The organism is Lysinibacillus sp. DFXJR4, assembly GCF_057196045.1.
Window position 1 is genome coordinate 121,881 of sequence record NZ_JBXUNW010000001.1, and the last position, 18,786, is coordinate 140,666.

General features: G+C 36.5%; 15 protein-coding genes. 8 read left to right on the forward strand and 7 right to left on the reverse strand.

Annotated elements, in window-relative coordinates; all coding sequences use genetic code 11:
• Window positions 1-289: 289 nt before the first annotated feature.
• From AC2CGN_RS00590 to opp4C, 5 genes are all read left to right on the forward strand, one after another.
• The gene (locus tag AC2CGN_RS00590) at window positions 290-1,285 is read left to right on the forward strand and encodes an ABC transporter ATP-binding protein (protein ID WP_429984513.1); all 996 of its coding nucleotides are present in this window, start codon (window positions 290-292) and stop codon (window positions 1,283-1,285) included.
• A gap of 4 nt (window positions 1,286-1,289) precedes the next feature.
• Window positions 1,290-2,270 (forward strand): ABC transporter ATP-binding protein, encoded by a 981-nt coding sequence (locus AC2CGN_RS00595; protein WP_484511564.1) that lies wholly within the window; start codon window positions 1,290-1,292, stop codon window positions 2,268-2,270.
• Window positions 2,271-2,324: 54 nt separating this feature from the next.
• Complete coding sequence (gene opp4A / locus AC2CGN_RS00600; protein WP_484511566.1) at window positions 2,325-4,049, forward strand: oligopeptide ABC transporter substrate-binding protein; 1,725 nt, start codon at window positions 2,325-2,327, stop codon at window positions 4,047-4,049.
• Window positions 4,050-4,131: 82 nt separating this feature from the next.
• Window positions 4,132-5,097 (forward strand): oligopeptide ABC transporter permease, encoded by a 966-nt coding sequence (opp4B, locus tag AC2CGN_RS00605; RefSeq protein ID WP_054770600.1) that lies wholly within the window; start codon window positions 4,132-4,134, stop codon window positions 5,095-5,097.
• A 13-nt stretch (window positions 5,098-5,110) separates the two neighbouring features.
• Window positions 5,111-6,019: an oligopeptide ABC transporter permease gene (gene opp4C / locus AC2CGN_RS00610; RefSeq protein WP_429980578.1), complete on the forward strand. Its 909-nt coding sequence runs from the start codon at window positions 5,111-5,113 to the stop codon at window positions 6,017-6,019.
• A gap of 133 nt (window positions 6,020-6,152) precedes the next feature.
• On the opposite strand, the gene AC2CGN_RS00615 is transcribed toward opp4C, so the two are convergent.
• The 7 genes from AC2CGN_RS00615 to AC2CGN_RS00645 form a co-directional block, all read right to left on the reverse strand.
• Window positions 6,153-7,079 (reverse strand): ABC transporter ATP-binding protein, encoded by a 927-nt coding sequence (locus AC2CGN_RS00615; protein ID WP_286926169.1) that lies wholly within the window; start codon window positions 7,077-7,079, stop codon window positions 6,153-6,155.
• The gene (locus AC2CGN_RS00620; protein ID WP_286926170.1) at window positions 7,072-8,127 is read right to left on the reverse strand and encodes an ABC transporter ATP-binding protein; all 1,056 of its coding nucleotides are present in this window, start codon (window positions 8,125-8,127) and stop codon (window positions 7,072-7,074) included. Before AC2CGN_RS00620 ends, AC2CGN_RS00615 begins: the two co-directional genes overlap by 8 nt.
• A 13-nt stretch (window positions 8,128-8,140) precedes the next feature.
• Complete coding sequence (locus AC2CGN_RS00625) at window positions 8,141-9,061, reverse strand: ABC transporter permease (RefSeq protein ID WP_283871108.1); 921 nt, start codon at window positions 9,059-9,061, stop codon at window positions 8,141-8,143.
• Window positions 9,061-9,990 carry an ABC transporter permease gene (locus AC2CGN_RS00630; protein WP_429984515.1) on the reverse strand — a complete coding sequence of 310 codons (930 nt, stop codon included), beginning with the start codon at window positions 9,988-9,990 and terminating at the stop codon, window positions 9,061-9,063. The genes AC2CGN_RS00625 and AC2CGN_RS00630 overlap by 1 nt, the downstream gene beginning before the upstream one ends.
• A 132-nt stretch (window positions 9,991-10,122) precedes the next feature.
• On the reverse strand, window positions 10,123-11,769 hold the full coding sequence (locus tag AC2CGN_RS00635; RefSeq protein WP_369594801.1) for a peptide ABC transporter substrate-binding protein: 1,647 nt from the start codon (window positions 11,767-11,769) through the stop codon (window positions 10,123-10,125).
• 923 nt (window positions 11,770-12,692) lie between these two features.
• The gene (locus AC2CGN_RS00640) at window positions 12,693-14,378 is read right to left on the reverse strand and encodes a methyl-accepting chemotaxis protein (RefSeq protein WP_429980580.1); all 1,686 of its coding nucleotides are present in this window, start codon (window positions 14,376-14,378) and stop codon (window positions 12,693-12,695) included.
• Window positions 14,379-14,779: 401 nt separating this feature from the next.
• Complete coding sequence (locus AC2CGN_RS00645; protein ID WP_484513126.1) at window positions 14,780-16,474, reverse strand: Rqc2 family fibronectin-binding protein; 1,695 nt, start codon at window positions 16,472-16,474, stop codon at window positions 14,780-14,782.
• A 494-nt stretch (window positions 16,475-16,968) separates the two neighbouring features.
• On the opposite strand from AC2CGN_RS00645, the gene AC2CGN_RS00650 reads away from it, so the two are divergent.
• From AC2CGN_RS00650 to rpoZ, 3 genes are read left to right on the forward strand one after another with little or no spacing between them, the layout of a single operon-like run.
• Window positions 16,969-17,844 carry a YicC/YloC family endoribonuclease gene (locus AC2CGN_RS00650; RefSeq protein ID WP_283871113.1) on the forward strand — a complete coding sequence of 292 codons (876 nt, stop codon included), beginning with the start codon at window positions 16,969-16,971 and terminating at the stop codon, window positions 17,842-17,844.
• Window positions 17,845-17,886: 42 nt separating this feature from the next.
• Window positions 17,887-18,504: a guanylate kinase gene (gene gmk, locus AC2CGN_RS00655; protein ID WP_274795908.1), complete on the forward strand. Its 618-nt coding sequence runs from the start codon at window positions 17,887-17,889 to the stop codon at window positions 18,502-18,504.
• Window positions 18,505-18,508: 4 nt separating this feature from the next.
• A complete protein-coding gene (gene rpoZ / locus AC2CGN_RS00660; RefSeq protein WP_004227380.1) occupies window positions 18,509-18,736 on the forward strand; it encodes a DNA-directed RNA polymerase subunit omega in 228 nt (75 codons plus the stop codon).
• Window positions 18,737-18,786: the final 50 nt, after the last annotated feature.

An 18,786-nucleotide genomic window follows, 5' to 3' on the forward strand; every position in this document is an offset into this window, starting at 1 on the left:
TTTGTATATAAGATAATAAGAATTAAAAAAAATTGCTTGATTAAATGGTTTATTTCTAGATAAAATAGCATTACGTCCAATTATCAGAATATTACATCAGTAGAATTTTTGACTTGGTATTAATTTTTTTGGTAATTAATCTAGCAAAATATATCAGAATTTTCGAATTTTGAAATTGGTGATTTTTTGTCGAAAAATGATACTAAAATAGAATTTTTTGTCTGCTAACTGAATATTTATTTTGGATTGTTAGCAAGACTTTTATTAACAGTACAAAGGTGGGATATAGATGAGTTTAATGTTAGAGGTGAAAAATCTTAAAACAGGTTTTGATATAGATGGCAAGATATATCATGCTGTGGATGATGTTTCATTTTCAGTTAAATCCGGTCAGATTATTGGAATAGTAGGAGAATCGGGATGTGGTAAAAGTGTGATGTCTCTTTCAATTATGCAGCTTCTTCCAAAGGGAATTGGAAAAATCACTAGTGGTGAAATACGATTTCATGGAAAAAATATTGAACATCAGACAAACGATGAGATGAATAAAATTCGTGGAAAAGATATTAGTATGATCTTTCAAGAACCGATGACATCCTTAAATCCTGTATTTACAATTGGCTCACAAATAGAAGAAATTATGTTGAACCATAGCAAAATGTCAAAAGCTGAAGTTAGAAGCAAAGCGATTGACTTGTTAAAGCAGGTTGGTATTCCAAGAGCAGAAAAAATCGTGGATGAATATCCTCATCAATTGTCAGGTGGAATGAGACAAAGAGTAATGATTGCTATTGCCATTGCATGTCAGCCTAGACTTTTAATCGCTGATGAACCAACAACTGCTCTTGATGTAACCGTACAAGCCCAAATACTTGAATTACTGAAAAGTATTCAGGAGAAAAATAAGATGTCTATTGTGCTCATTACACACGACCTTGGTGTAGTTGCAGAAATGTGTGATGAGGTAATAATTATGTACGCAGGGAAAATTGTTGAACGCACAAATGTCGATACGCTGTTTTACGATCCCAAACATCCTTATACAAAATTATTAATGGCATCAATTCCAAGAATAGATGTTGAAGTAAATGAGTTATCCACTATTAAAGGAATTGTCCCTTCTTTAAAAAATATGCCTCAAGTTGGCTGCCGATTTGTAGATAGATGTCCATCGGCAATGGCTGAATGTAGTAAGATTACACCACAACTCGCCTTTATAGGTGACCAGCATGAAGTATCTTGTTTACTTTATGAGGGGTGTAGTACTAGAAAGGGTGTGAGCTGACAGTATGAATCAAACAATAAAACAAGAAAATTTATTAGAAATCATTGATTTAAAAACATATTACCCCATCAAAGGTGGCTTATTAAGACATACTATAGGCTATGTTAAAGCCGTTGATACGATTTCTTTTTCCATTAAAAATGGTGAGACATTGGGATTAGTTGGTGAATCGGGCTGTGGAAAATCCACAACCGGTCGTACTATTTTAAGATTATTGGATGCAACAGATGGGAAAATTATTTTTAATGGTAAAAATATAACAAAATTGCGAGGAAAATCATTAAGGGAAATACGGAAAGATATCCAAATGGTATTCCAAGATCCATATGCCTCATTAAACCCCATGCAAATGGTGGGTAGTATTATAGCTGAACCTATCATGAACTACCATAATAGATCGCTTAAATCGTTAAAAAATGAAGTGATAGAACTCTTACGTAAAGTAGGATTACCAGAAGATGCTTATTACAAGTATGCTCATGAATTTTCAGGCGGTCAACGTCAACGAATAGGTATTGCTAGAGCACTAGCGCTCCGGCCAAAACTAATTATAGCAGATGAGCCTGTTTCAGCATTAGATGTGTCTGTGCAATCCCAAGTCCTGAATCTATTAAAAGAGCTACAAAATGAGTTTGATTTAACGTTTTTATTTATTGCACATGATTTAAGTGTTGTTAAGCATATGAGTGACCGTATTGGTGTGATGTATTTAGGAAATATCGTGGAAATTGCAGACAAAGAACACATTTATGATGAACCATTACATCCTTACACACAGGCGTTAATCTCTGCTATTCCAGTTCCTGATCCAAGGAAGAAGAGCAATCGGATTGTGTTGGAGGGGGATATTCCAAGTCCGGCTAATCCTCCAAAAGGGTGCCCGTTCCATCCACGTTGCCCAAAGGCAATGACAACGTGTTCATTATCAAAACCAGCCTTAAAGGAGGTGAAGTCTGGGCATAGTGTTGCATGCCATTTATATTAAAAAATCATTATAGGAATTAAATAATGACAAAATAAAATTCACGGGGGGAAAAAAATGAAAAAATCAGCATTATGGTCATTCATGCTAATACTCGTTATGGCTTTATTTTTAGCAGCATGTAATAGTGACACATCGACACAGGAAAAAGAGGGGGGCAAAGAGAAAGACAATTCTCCAACAACTTCTGAAGAAAAAAAAGGTGGAGTCGTAACATTTGGTACGGATCAGGCTCCTGAGGGAGTATTTGATCCTGCGTATGCAGGAAGTGTTGTAGATGGTTATATTCAAAATTTTACAATGGAAGGTATTTATGATGTAAATGATGAGTTAGAATATATCCCTAACCTAGCAACTTGGGAAATTAGTGAGGATAAATTAACGTATACGTTTAGCTTTAAGAAAGGTGTAAAGTGGCATAATGGTGAGGAGTTAACCGTTGATGACTGGGTATATGCATTAGAAACATTAGCAACTCCAGAATATGAAGGACCTCGTTTTAATTATGCTGAAGATATTAAAGGGGCAAAGGCTAAAAAAGGAGGGAAAGCCGATAAAATCGAAGGCATTGAAGTCGTTGATCCATACACAGTAAAAATTACTTTTGAAAAAGTAAAGATTAATAACTTAGAAAATCTTTGGAATTATCCAATGCCAAAGAAACATTATGAGGGAATTGCTATTAAAGATTTAGAGGAATCAAAGCAGGTTCGTGAAAATCCCGTAGGCTTAGGGCCATTTAAGGTGAAAAAAGTAGTAGATGGCGAGTATTCTGAATTAGAGCGTTTTGATGATTACTGGAAGGGCAAACCACAGCTAGATGGTGTGATTGTTAAAGTCATAGACCCATCTTTAGCAACAGGTGCGTTCCAAAACGGAGAAGTTGATATTATGAATATAAGACCACAATCGGTTAAAGAATTATCAGCATTAAATAATGTACGTATTGAAGAAACTACGGGGGTATCTTATTCTTATATAGGTCTTCGTTTTGGTCATCGTGATAAAGCTACACTTACAAATGTAGCGGATTTTGATAAGTTTAAATCAAAAGAATTACGTCAGGCACTATTATATGCGATTAATCGTCCAGCAATGATCGATGCTTTCTTAGAAGGAAAAGCTGAAGTGGCGAACACTGTAATTCCACGTGCATTCTGGGTTGCTGCAGAGGAATCTGAACTAAATGATTATAAATACAATCAAGAAAAGGCAAAAGAACTACTGAAGGCTGCAGGATATGTAGATAAAGATGGTGATGGATTTGTGGAGGATCCAAATGGAAAACCATTCAAAATTTCATTTGGTCATTATGCTGGTCCTGCTGCATTTGAGGGTCGAGCTCAAGCCATTATTCAATCGTGGAATGATATCGGCGTAAAAACAGAAATGGCTACAGGTACTTTAATAGAATTTAATTTATATAATGATATGAAAGATAATGATGATGCTGCATTAGAAGCATTCTTTGGTTCTTGGAGTACTGGCTCTGACCCAGATCCATCTGGTTTATGGGGGAATCATGCAGAATGGAATTATGGTCGTTGGGTAGACGAACAAAATCAAAAGTTATTAGATAAAGGCTTAAGTGAAGAGGCATTCGATAAAGATAAACGTATGAAAACATATGTTAAATGGCAAAAGTATTTCAATGAAGAGGTACCAGCACTTCCATTATGGGAAAACTTAGATTTATATGGTATTAATAACCGATTACAAGGTGTTCATATCAATGCAGTTGGTTTCCAGACAGATGTTTATAAGTGGAATATAAAGGAATAAAAATAGAGGATCAATCCTGCTAAATAGGTCTCCCTCTGTAGGGGGACCTATTTAGTAAATTTATAGATAAGGAGACGCTCACATGCTTCAATATACACTTCGCAGATTACTGGGCATGATCCCATTGTTACTCCTTATTTCGTTGGTGGTGTTCTTTTTAGCAAAAATGATGCCAGGTGATCCGTTTGGTGGAGAAATTGATCCATCTAATACGAATCCACAATACATCGAAGAAATGAGAGAAAAATTAGGCTATAATGATCCAATTATCACTCAATACGGTAGATGGATCACTAATTTTATACAAGGGGATTTTGGAAAATCAACGGTTTATAAAAAACCAGCTGCAGAGATTATTGCCCAGCGTATACCTAATACCATATTTTTGGCAGTAGTATCATTATTTTTCACTTACATTTTCGCTTTTATTATGGGGATGTATGCTGGACGAAAACCTTATACACTTGGGGATAATTTGATTGCGACCTATAATTACTTAGCTTTAGCGATACCGTCGTTTGTTGCAGGGATAGTTGCTATTTACTTTTTCTCCTTTAAGCTCGGTTGGTTCCCTTTCAGTGGCTCTGTAGGAGTAGGCGTAATGGAAGGGACCTTCACTTACTATATCAGTAGACTACATCATGTTTTATTACCTGCATTAATATTAGGATTGATGGGAACGGCATCCTATACACAATTTTTACGCAATGACATTATTGAAAATAGTCGAAAAGATTTTGTAAGGACTGCAAGAGCAAAGGGGACAAAGGAATCGAAAATATATAATAAACATATTTTACGAAATTCGATCATTCCAATTATCACGTATCTTGGTTTTGATATTGCGACCTTAATTAGTGGGGCAGTCATAACAGAAACGATCTTTACTTATCCAGGCATAGGTGCACTATTCTTAGAATCCGTTGGAAGAAGAGATTATGCTGTCATGATGTCGATTACTATGTTACTTTCGTTTTTAACACTGTTTGGGAATTTAGTAGCGGATTTATTATATGGTGTGGTTGATCCGCGTATTAGACTAGATTAAGGAGGGGGAAATCATGACATTGGTTACTAATCAAGAAGTATTATCTCCAAAAGCACCAAAAAAAAGCCCCTCACCATGGGTGATAGCAAGACGAAAGTTTGTTAAAAATAAATTAGCCATGATTAGTCTGCTCTTCTTGTTGCTAGTTATTATTTTATCGTTATTGGCACCCTATATTACGACAAAAGATATTGTGCGTGTAGATCTTACAAATATTAGTCTACCCCCATCGAGTGAGCATTGGCTGGGAACAGATACAAATGGACGTGATGTTTTTACAAGAATGCTTTACGCTGGAAGATCCTCTTTAACTGTTGGATTGGGCTGTATGATTATTATCGTGCTAATTGGTACTACTGTAGGGGCGATTTCAGGATATTTTGGAGGAAAGATTGAGCAGCTATTAATGCGATTTACAGATTTCGTATTAATGTTTCCATTTTTAGTATTTTGTATTGTATTAAATACACTTCTAACTGGGAAAATATCTGGATTATGGACATTAATCATTGTTATCTCGATTTTAACTTGGGGAAGCGTGGCAAGGATCGTACGCAGTAGAATTCTCGCTGAAAAAGAAAATGAATATATACTAGCTGCTCAATCAATTGGCTGTAAGTCCACTAAAATTATTGTAAAGCATTTACTACCCAATGTTGCTTCCACGATTATTGTACAGGCAACATTATTGATGGCGGTGACTATTGTAGCGGAATCCAGTTTAAGCTTTTTAGGAATGGGTGTACCTGCTGACACACCTAGCTGGGGAAATATGTTATTCGAGGCTAGAAACTCAGATGTGTTAAAGAACAAGCTTTGGATGTGGGTGCCACCTGCTACAGCTATTACGCTAGTCATCTTATCCATAAACTTTATCGGTGAAGGCTTAAAAGATGCTTTAAATCCTAAATCAAGAAGGTAGTAGCTTGCTAATGACATTATGAATAAAAAATAGGACACCTTTAAAAGTATCAAGGTTACTTTTAAAGGTGTCAAAAATTTCAATATACAAAATCCATCCAATAGAGTTTTCTACTGGACGGATGTATAAGTCATTATCGATTAGCAACCCAAGTTTTCACTAAATCAGCTGTTCCATAGACATAGTGTTGATCACCGACCTCATGGTATGTTGCACTATCGTCCACCTCCGTATGCTTGTACGGAATACGTTGACGACGCTTTTCTGACATTGGGTCAGGAAGTGGGATGGCTGATAATAAAGATTTTGTATACGGATGAACAGGATTATTATAAATATCATCCGCTTTACCGATTTCCATAATTTTACCACGGTACATAACAGCGATACGGTCACTGATGTATTTAACCATGGATAAGTCATGGGCAATAAATAGATATGTTAAACCACGCTCTTTTTGAAGCTGCTTTAGCAGGTTAACCACTTGCGCTTGAATGGATACGTCAAGTGCTGAGATAGGCTCATCAGCAATGATGAATTTTGGGTCTAAGCTTAGAGCACGAGCAATTCCAATACGTTGACGCTGACCACCAGAGAATTCATGTGCATAACGATTGGCGTGCTCTTTGTTTAAGCCAACTGCCTCAAGTAGTTGGTTTACTTTTTCACGGCGTTCTTTTTTATCCTTATAAAGACCGTGAATATCAAAGCCTTCACTAATGATTTCTCCAGCTGTCATACGAGGGTTTAATGAAGCGTATGGATCTTGGAAAATCATTTGCATTTGACGATTGAATTTCTTTAAGTCATTTTTAGATTTTTTCCCATGAACGTTCTCACCATCGAAAATAATTTCCCCATCTGTAATATCGTACAGGCGAATAATGGAACGACCAGTTGTTGATTTACCACAACCTGATTCTCCAACAAGACCAAGTGTTTCACCTTCGTATACATCGAAGCTAATACCATCGACAGCTTTAATAGGGTTACTTGCTGAGCCGAAATGCTGCTTTAAATTTTTGATTTCAAGAATTTTTTTTGTACCGACTTTAGTCATGTTGTTGTGCCTCCTTTGCTAAATACCCTTCAATTCGTTTAGCAACAGCTTCTGGAAGTGGTATTTTTGGTGCGTCTGGATGCAGCAGCCAAGTTTTTGCAAAGTGTGTTTCGCTTACCTGGAACATTGGAGGTTCTTGCTCGTAGTCAATAGCCATTGCAAATTCATTACGAGCAGCAAACGCATCGCCCTTTGGAGGGTTCGTAAGATCTGGCGGTGAACCAGGTATCGTACGTAATAGCTCGTCTGTGCTGTTATCTAAGTCTGGCATTGATCCGAGGAGTCCCCATGTATAAGGATGCTTAGGATTATAGAAAATATCATTGACAGTACCATATTCCACGATTTGACCAGCATACATAACAGCAACACGGTCAGCGATGTTGGCAACAACACCTAAATCATGGGTAATGAAAATGATAGATGTTTTCGAATTTTTTTGTATTTCTTTCATAAGCTCTAAAATTTGCGCTTGAATTGTAACGTCTAGGGCTGTTGTTGGCTCATCGGCAATTAATAGCTTTGGATCAGCTGCAAGAGCGATAGCAATAACAACACGTTGACGCATACCACCTGAAAACTCATGTGGATATTGGTTATAGCGTTTCTCAGGGAAGGGAATACCAACCTGTGTTAAAAGCTCAATTGCACGTTTTTTTGCATCTGCTTTAGATACTTTTTTATGTTGTAAAATTACTTCAGTTATTTGACGTCCGACCTTCATAGTTGGATTTAAACTTGTCATAGGGTCTTGGAAAATCATCGCAATTTCATTTCCGCGTACTTTTGACATTTCTTTATCACTTAAAGGAACTAAATCACGGCCATTAAATAAAATCTGTCCTGACTCATAAATACCAGGTGGCTGTGGAATTAATTTCATTAACGCGTTACTCGTAACACTTTTACCAGAACCTGATTCACCAACTATAGCGAGTGTTTCACCTTCCTTTAAATCAAAGTTAACACCACGTACAGCATGGACAAGTCCTGCATAGGTTTTAAAGTTTATTCGTAAATCTTTTACTTCTAGAATTGTTTTATTCATTTCGGCCACCTCCTTATTTACGTAGTTTTGGATCTAATGCATCACGTAAGCCGTCACCAACTGCGTTAAACGCAAAGATTGTTAGTGAAATAAATACTGCAGGGAATATTAAACGCCAAGGAGCATTGGTAATCGCTCCGTTACCATCAGAAGCCATTGTTCCCCAAGAGGCTTGTGGAGCAGGAACTCCAAGTCCTAGATAACTAAGGAAAGACTCTGTAAAAATTGCATGTGGTACAGTTAATGTCATTGTTACTAAAATTGCACCAAGTGCATTTGGCACTAAATGTTTTAAAATTAAATGTCCTGTTTGTGCACCTAGAGTTCGAGCGGCTAAAACATACTCTTGATTTTTAATAGATAATACCTCACCGCGAACAATACGGGCCATATTAATCCATCCTGTAATCGATAATGCGATAATCATTGGTATAATACCAGGTTTTAATACTACTAAAAGTACGATAACAACTAGTAGGTAAGGAACAGCTGTTAAAACATCGGCAATACGCATCATAATATTGTCAACACGACCGCCTGCTAAACCAGAAATACTTCCCCATAATACGCCGATGATCAAGTCAATAACTGCAGCAGTTATTCCGATGAGTAAAGAGATACGAGCGCCAGCCCATATTCGAACGAAAATATCTCGACCTAAATCATCTGTACCAAACCAATATTCTGAAGATGGTGGGGCGTTATAAACACCTAATTGATCACTATAGTGGTATTGTGAAAACATTGGCACAAATGTAGCCATCAAAACAATAATGATTAAAGCAATTAAACCAAAAATCGCCATTTTATTATGGGAAAAACGAATAAATACTTCCTTCCAAAAGGAGATAGATTTATCTGCTAATTTATCAGTTGCTTCATGATTTCCGCCAACAATTTTAAACTTATCTTTCTCAATTTGTTGCTGTGTCATTACTTTTTCGCTCCTTTCAGCTTAATTCGCGGATCAATCACGCTATATAAAATATCTACGATGAATACCGCAAATAAAAGAATGATTGCGTAGAACACCGTTGTTCCCATAACAACTGTATAGTCACGGTTTGTAATACTCTGTACAAAGTGTTTACCTAAACCTGGGACCGCAAAAATTTGCTCTACAATGAAGCTACCTGTAACAACCCCAGCAGTTAATGGACCTAAATAAGTAATGACTGGTAAAAGGGCGTTACGTAAAGTATGGCGGAAGACAACTGTCCATTTGCCTATTCCTTTTGCACGAGCCATTTTTACGTAATCACTATTATTTTGTTCAAGCATACTTGAACGTGTTAGTTTGGCGATAAAGCCCATATGCGAAAATGCAATAGCTAAGGCTGGTAACAAACTATAACTAAAGCCTTTCCATCCACTAATCGGGAATAACTGAAGCTTGTATGCCAGGAAATACTGCATAAGCCCAGCTAATATAAAGGATGGAACGGAAATTCCGAGCACCGCAACGGTCGTTGCCAAATAATCTGGCCATCTATTATGATAAAGCGCTGCCACTACACCGATTAATACACCAAATCCAATAGCTAGCAGCATAGCTTCAATCCCTAAAGTTAAAGATACTGGGAAGCCTTCTGCAATCATATCATTCGTTGAACGCGCTTTATATTTCATAGATTCACCGAAATTAAAAGTGGCCGCATCGATTAAATAATCTTTGTACTGAATATACCAAGGGTTATTTAATCCATACGTTTCGTTTAACTTTTCCTCTATTTGAGGAGGGAAATTACGTTCAGATGCAAATGGATTACCAGGAGCAAGACGCAATAGGAAAAACGTAGCCGTTACGATGACGAAAAGCGCGAGAAGTATATACATCAGCCTTTTCAAAATATATTTAATCACATAAAACTCCTCCTTCTACTTGTCAATTATCTGACAAATAAGTGCTTTCGTATTTTAAAAAGAGCTGACTCGCGCCGCAAGGGCTACGAGGCAGCTCTCAGCTTAGAGCTTAAAAAGAAATGGTTAACAAAATTATTTCATCTTTACATCTTTAAGGTGGATATCACCTGTTGGATTTGGATTTAAGTTTTCAATACCATCTTTAACTACTGATAAATTCGTGTAGTAGTAAATAGGTGCGACTGGGAATTCTGTCATACCAATTGCTTCTGCTTGTTTTAAATACTCAAGACGTTTAGCTTCATCTACTTCAGCAACTGCTTTATCTAGTAATTCTTTATATTGAGCATTTTCCCATCCTGTTTGGTTGTTACCGTTTTTAGCTGTATCGAACATTTCAAGGAATGTATATGCATCTAGATAGTCAGCTACCCAGCCCATACGACCAATTTGATAGTCACCCGTTTTTAATTTGTCAATATAAACTTGCCATTCTGAGTTATCTAACTCAGATGAAATACCAAGTTTTTTACTCCATTCTTCTTGAATGTATTGAGCAATTGCTGCATGTCCTTCAGAAGTATTATAAGAAATGTTAACTTTAATATCTTTAGGGTCTTTAATACCAAGCTCTTTCATTCCAGCTTCAAGTGCAGCTTTTGCTCCATCAACATCATTATCTTTGAAGTAACCACGGTCTTCTGTAAAGTTAGGAATTGCTGGAGGAACCATACCTGTAGCTGGTTTTTGTTCACCTTTAGTTACGTTGTCAATTAATGTTTGACGATCGATTGCTAGTGTAAGCGCTTTACGAATATTTGCATTAGACATAATTTTGTCTTTTGTATTGAATTTATACCAATAAATACTTGCTTCGTCCTTGATTTTTAAAGAACCATCTTTTTTGAATTCATCAATAACATTAAGATCTACTGTTTGGAATGGTTTACCAATATAGTCAAGAGAGCCAGATTTAAAGTTAGTAGCAACAGTTGGCTCTTTTTCAATCATAGCAATATTGACAGTATCAACATCAACATTTGCTGCATCCCAATAATCTTCATTTTTTGTAAGAACGATAGAATCACTATGTTTCCATTCGCTTAATTTATAAGGACCATTTGTTACGTAATTTTCACCAGCGTCTGCGTACCATTCTTCATTAGCCTCAGTCGCTTTTGGGTTAATTGGTAAATAAGTTTTAAAGCCTGTTAATTCTAGGAAATATGGAGTTGGGTTTTCTAAAGTTACGACTAAAGTTTTGTCATCTTCAGCTTTAATACCAACGCCATCAGCAGAACCACCATTGTGGTAATCTTTAGCACCTTTAATTGGGTAGAAAATAGAAGCATACGCAGAAAGATTTTCTGGATTTAACGCCCATTTCCAAGCATATTCGAAGTCACCTGCTACAACTGGATCACCGTTTGACCATTTTGCATCACGTAATTTGAACGTATAAGTCTTTTTATCAGGGCTGATATCCCAATCCTCAGCTATACCTGGAGTAGGCTTACCATCAGCGTCTGAAACAGTTAGACCCTCAAAAACGTTAATTAAGATTGCACTAGATGTAGTATCTTCTGCAAGTCCTGGGTGTAAAGACGGTGGCTCTGAAGGTATTGCTAGGTTAAGCTCTTTAGTTTTTGAACCAGAATCTTTTTTACCGTCTGAAGATGAAGAATTATCAGACTTATCTCCACCGAAGCCACATGCAGCAAGAACTAATGAAAAGACTGCAAGGACTGTTAGTAATAAAAACTTTTTGTTTTTAATCATGTAAATCCCCCTTATACAATTTTAAGCCTTCTTTGAAGCTCCTATTTAATATACCAAAAAAATCATTGTGCACAAAATAAAAAAGATTCAAATTTATATAGTATTATCTGACATCTAATAGAATAATAAATTTTTTCGATTTATCACATTACTAAACTAAAGTGTTTAATTGATAATAATTTGATATTTTTATCTTTTGAATATCAAAAATAAAACAAAAATAAAAAAATGACATACTATACCGAAAATTCCTATTCTTTTGATAATATTATTAATATTTGAAAAATGATTCGAAAGTCATAGGGTTGATTCATTAAGAGAATTGTATGGTTATGTAGAAAATCTTTGCAAAACTAAGTGATTTAGTTTCGTATTCAGGTAATTTTTTGTAATTTCCTATGTCGAAACATGAATATTTTTATCTATTAATGATATACAAGAATCTTGTTTTGTATTTATCTAAGATTTTATGTTTTGATGCTAAAAAAAGAAGAAGTAATGTAAATGAATGAAATAATGTGCCTTTTTTAAGAAATAATTGTATTGAATGGGAAGTGATTTTAATAAGAGAAGTTTTCTTGAAATAATTTAAGACATGTTTGAATATGCAGTGATGTATGTAAAAAAGACAAAAATCATCATTCATCCACATATTCTATTTTGCATCTATTGAATGGTAAAAATAACTATATTCAAGGTGATTTTAAACAGTTGTTTTATGGAGAAGTTCATTTGTCTTACTTAGAAGGAAAGTGCCTGCATATAGTTATTATAACAATCCAGATTAAAGTCTAAGAGCCAGGTGATTAACGACAAACTATGTGGTTTTTGACGAATTTTGTAAAATGAAAAACGGGAAGGAAAGGGTTTAATGATAAATAAAGCAGTGCATTTTTTCGTTTTCAAATGCACTGCTACCAAGTTTAAAGTTTAAATTGGCTAATTTTGGATTGCAGATCCACTGATTTTTCACTTAAATCAGCAGCGACTTGGTTTATTTGTTGCATTGTAGCAGCTTGTTCTTTACTAGATTCTGCAACAATTTGTGTATGGGCTGCACTAGCAGAGGCACCATTTGCAATCTCCGTGACAGATGCAGCTACTTGTTCTGCACTAGCGGATATTTCCTCAGAAGTAGCAGAAATATCTTCAATTTGATCGGTCATGGTATGGATAGCTTCCACGATGGCTTCAAAAGCTGTCCCAGCCTGGCCAATCATTTGTACACCATCCGCTACAGATTGTAGACCACTCTCAACAGCCTTCTCTACATTTTGCGTATCTCCTTGAATTTCTTGCGTTAAATAGACAATTTTATTGGCAGATTGCTTAGATTCTTCAGCTAATTTGCGCACCTCATCCGCTACTACGGCAAAACCTTTACCGTGCTCACCTGCGCGTGCTGCTTCGATTGCGGCATTTAGTGCTAATAAATTAGTTTGTTCAGTGATAGCTGTAATGACTGTAGTGATATGACTAATTTCTACAGATTGTTTGCTTAATTTCTGAACAAGATTATTAATTACCTGTGTAGAGTCATAGATGACATTCATTTGTTGTTGAGCCCCATACGCCGTGGTACTACCGTTATTGGCTAATTCTGTTGTTTCGACTGCGTTTTGATGCAGTTGTTGGGTTGCTTCTGCTATACGCTGAACCCCTACAGCTGTTTCATCCATAGCATGTGCACTTTCATTTGCAGCAATGGTAGCAGCAGAAGCCGCGTTTGCAGTTTCAGTTATACTTCTTGTTACCTCATCTGCTGAAGCAGAAATTTCTTCTGTAGAGGCGGAAAGCTCTTCAGCGGAGGCCGTTAAGTGTTCTGTGTTGCCTTGAATATGGGTTAACAAGTTTCGCAAGCTGTTTTTCATTGTGTTAAAGGCGGTAGAAAGCTGACCTATCTCATCTTTAGACTGATGGCTAATATCTTCATGATATAATTCACCATTTGCTATGTTATTGGCAGCGATAACTGTTAATTTTAAAGGCTTTGAAATGGTACGCTGCACATAAAACATTAGAAATATCCCAATAACTAATCCTAGAGCGATGGCAATAATCGAGATTGTTTGTGAATTGGTTACGGCCTTTTTGGACTCCTTTGTTACAAGATCAAGCTGGTTCTTTTGGTAGCTTACAATCTTTTCAGATACTTCTAGTAATCCTTTATTTGCTTGTTCAACCTCACTATTAACTTTTTGTAAAGCCTCATCAAGTTTTCCTGCATTATGAAGGGCAAGAGCTTCATCCGCTGCTTTATTAAAAGCTTCATTATATGTATTGAGGTCCTTAGCGTAAGTGTCCATTTCGGATGAATCGGATATTTGCATTATTTCATCTACATGCTCATCTAGAATTCCAGCATATTTCGAGAAATTTTCCTGATTAGTTGCTTTATCTTCAATAAATATTGCGCGAATAAAAAGGCCTTGCATCGCTAGTTCAAATTGAATATTATCCGCTAACTCTACTAGGGCGACACGATTTTCAAGTGCATTTTCAACCTTTTTTTCAATGTTGGTAAACTGAAAAAACATGATTAACAAAGAAATAATTAAGGTGAGGATGATTGTGAAAAAACCAAAACTAAGTTTTCTGCCTACAGTCATAGAGATACGCCCTTTCCAAAATACAAATATAATTTTTTTATACTTAAATTTAGCCTTTTAGAAAGATGGAAGTCAATAACGCAACAGATAAACAGTACAGATTATTCATGAGTTTTTATGACGCTATTATAATAAGGAACATTTGCTATAAAAAAAGAGTAGAAGAAAGAAAAATTTAATACAGCTATAGTAAGGATTACGTGGAAATTAAAATAAAAAAGGAATACGATATTTCACATATCCTATTCCCTCTCCATTCTGTGCGGAAATACAATTTGGTCGTAGTAATTTGGGATACTATGGTCGAGTTTTGCACATATAACTTTAACTGCGTCCTAGTAAACAGTTTTTCTACTAAGCAAATTAACTTACAAAGATCATTTTGTATTCCAACACCAAGTTTATGATTGTTTTTTTAACTGTAAAATAACAGCTTCATCAGGATCAATGTATAGAGTTTTTTGTTCAAAGTAAATAACAAATCCAGGTTTAGCTCCATTTGGCTTTTTTACCTGACGGATTTCTGTGTAATCTACTGGAACAGAAGAGGACTCCCTTGCTTTCGAAAAATAGGCAGCCAGTGTTGCTGCTTCACGAAGAGTAGTTTCGTCCGGTTCACTCATATGGATAACAACATGGGAACCAGGAATATCTTTCGTATGGAGCCAAATATCTGTGCGTTTAGCAATTTTAAATGTCAGCATATCGTTTTGTTTATTATTTTTACCAACAGATATGGGGACGCCTGTAGAAGATACATAACGCTCTGGTTCCGGCTTTGCTTGTTTTTTCTTTTTTCGAGCATGACGTAATTTTAAATAACCTTGTTCTGCTAACTCCTCGCGAATTTCTTCAATATCACTCGGTCCTGCTTGTTGAACCTGCTGTGAGAGCATTTCAAAATACGCAATCTCGTCCTTCGTTTTTTCGAGCTGCTCCTGAACCATAATAAGTGCATTCTTTGCCTTTGTATATTTTGTATAGTAGCTTTGAGCATTTTCAATGGGGGTCTTACGTTCGCTGACTGGGATAGTGATTTCGTCTCCCGTTTCACTATAGTAGTTCATGACAGTGACTTCTTTTACACCCTTTTCAAACGCATATATATTTGCCATTAGTAGTTCACCATATAATTGAAACTGGTCAAGCCTGGAAGCATGTTCATAGTCTTTATTAAGTTTTTTAATTTTTAATGTTAGCTTATCAATTTCATTTTGTAGCCATCGCTCTAAATCACCAGCCTGTTGTTTAACACGATCTCTCTCAGCGCGTGCAAAAAATACACGATCAAGTAGCTCATGAACATTTGAATAGTTGGTAACATCTCCTTGTAAATGTGTTAAAGCGATTGGGGAGTAGTAAGTTTTATTATTTGCTACTACATACATTGGCTGTGTGCCACCCTGTTGAAAGGAAGCAATAAAATTTTGAAAGCAATCAACCTTATCTTTTGTATCCTTTAATCGGAACAGTAATTCCTCAGCATGTAACGGTGAGAAGCCCATAAACTGAGAAACTATATCCTTAGCAGATTTTGTTTCTGAGAAAAAATCTCCAAGCTGTTCTTTCGTTACGGTAAGTGGGTGCCATTTATTTTGTGCGGGAGGAGCAATGTAAGGCTGACCAGGTAGCACTGTACGGAAACTATTTACAGAAGGTGGCAAATGCTTTAAGCTATCGACTATTTTTTCCTGCTCCTTATCAATTAATAATAAATTACTGTGGCGCCCCATAATTTCAGCGTGGAGCTCCCTTATAATTGGGTCGCCAATTTCATTTTTGCTTTCAATTTCTACTATTATAATGCGGTCAAAATCATGCTGTTTAATTGAAGAAATAAAACCACCGTCCAAGTGCTTTCGTAACAGCATACAAAACATTGGAGGTTCTGCTGGATTTTCAATGGATTGCTCCGTAAGATGAACACGCGCATAAGAAGGATGAATTGAAAAAAGTAATTTATGATTACTTCCGTTTGCACGGATATGAAGGACAACCTCCTGAGCGTTCGGTTGATGTATTTTAGTAATCCGACCTGTTACTAATTGTTGTAGATCGGCTGTCATTGAGTAAGTAAATAAGCCATCAAATGCCATATGATTTCCTCTTTCCAACGATAAAAGCATCCTTGGTACTTTCGTATTTGTTGTATTTTCATAATGCAGTAGTGCCTTATGTTTCATTAAGGTAGCACAAATGCACTTTTCTAATGTTTATCATAGCATTTTTTAGGAGAATATTAAAATATAGCTTCAGAAGTGGTAGAATTAGCTTTTGCTCTATCTTTATTTAGTGTGTGTGAGCATCAGCGGATGTTACGAAAGGTTGTTAGCCTAAAACCTCCGCATCCTGCGAAAATAGCTAACTGACCTACCTCGGTAAAAACGCCTACGTCCCTGTGACATTATCGAAATACCGACGTCATGTTTGCCTAGCCAAAATCTGTACGCATTGTTGATATGTAGCGACAGCAAAGCGAAACTACAATTACGCCAAGGCGAAATTGCTCTAATTTTTTACGTAGAGACATCATAAATGGCAGAGCTTATGTTATAATAATTCCAGTATGCAAAGAAAGGTGTGACGAACCTTGGTGCGTAGTATGACTGGTTTTGGCAGAGGTGTCACAACAACAAGGGACTTTCAATTAACCGTAGAAATGCGCTCGGTCAACCATCGTTTTTTAGAAATTCATGCAAAATTTCCGAAAGAATGGCTTGAAGCAGAAATTTTTGCAAAGAAACTAATTTCACAAGCTTTGTCACGCGGCAAAATAGATGTGATGGTTTATGTGAAGGATTTAGAAAATGTCGAGCAATCTATTGAGATTAATTGGTCATTAATTGAAGCGTATCGTAAGGCAAAAGAGGAATTAGCAAAAAAAGTACCACTAGAAGAAAAATGGACGATGCAAGAGCTACTATCACTTGAACAAGCACTTGTCCAAGAAAAACAGCAGCTTACACCTGAGGATTTACTAAGAGCTGTGGAAATGGCGGTTACGCAAGCAATTGAGCAACTAATTCAAATGCGTGAGCGTGAGGGGCAAGAGCTACATGATGTTGTCGTACAATATAAACAGCAGCTAACGGAACAGGTGAACCAGATTCGATCATTCTCCTCACTAGCTGTAGAAAAATATCGTACTCGATTATTGGAACGAATTACTGAAATAGCTGATGGTGCGTTGTTAGAGGATCGCTTACTTGCAGAAGTAGCGATATTTGCTGAACGTGTGGACATTACTGAAGAATTGGACCGATTAGATAGTCATTTTAACCAATTGGAGGAGACGTTATTAGAAACGATTTCTGTAGGGCGTAAATTAGACTTTTTGATGCAGGAAATTCATCGTGAAATTAATACGATTGGCTCCAAAAATCAATCTACAGAGGCGGCAGTAGCGGTAGTTCAAGCGAAGACAATTTTAGAAAAGATGCGTGAGCAGGTTCAAAATATTGAATAGCCTATTGCATCTGTTATAAATTAAGGGAGATATAGAGAATAAATGATAAAAGAACGTGGATTATTAATTGTTCTGTCTGGCCCATCTGGTGTAGGTAAAGGGACAGTGCGAAAAGAATTATTTTCTCAGCCGAATACGAACTATGAGTATTCCATCTCGATGACAACACGAAATCCTCGCGAAGGTGAAGTAGATGGTGTAGACTATTTTTTCAAGACGCGTGTAGAATTTGAAGCGCTAATTGAACAGGGTGGCTTATTAGAGCACGCAGAATTTGTCGGTAACTATTATGGCACACCACTAGCCTATGTGAACGAAACACTGGATGCAGGTCGTGATGTGTTTTTAGAAATCGAAGTGCAGGGTGCAGCACAAATTCGTAAAAAAGCACCAGATGCCTTATTTATTTTCTTAGCCCCTCCAAGTTTAACGGAATTAAAAGATCGTTTAGTTGGACGTGGGACAGAAACAGAGGATATCATTGCGAAACGCATTGCTACTGCAAGTGAAGAACTTGAAATGATGAGCTTGTATGACTATGTTGTGGAGAATGATGAAGTGACGAATGCCTGTGATCGTATTAATGCGATTATAAAAGCTGAGCATTGTCGTAGAGAACGTGTGGAAAAAAGATATTTGTCAATGTTGAGAGGAGAATAAACCCATGTTATACCCATCAGTAGATGCATTAAAAAAAGAGATCGATTCAAAGTATTCATTAGTAAGTCTAGCATCAAAACGTGCTCGTCAAATGCAGGAAGAACAAGATACAGAACGCTTACACAAGTATGTTTCCCATAAATATGTAGGAAAAGCACTTGAAGAAGTAGCGGCAGGTGTACTTACAAAGGTATCACAGGATGAGTCAACTGTGTACGAAGACGAAATCTAACATGGATGTAAAATAGCTTTTGCCCCATTAATGTTAAAGTCTTGCAGTGG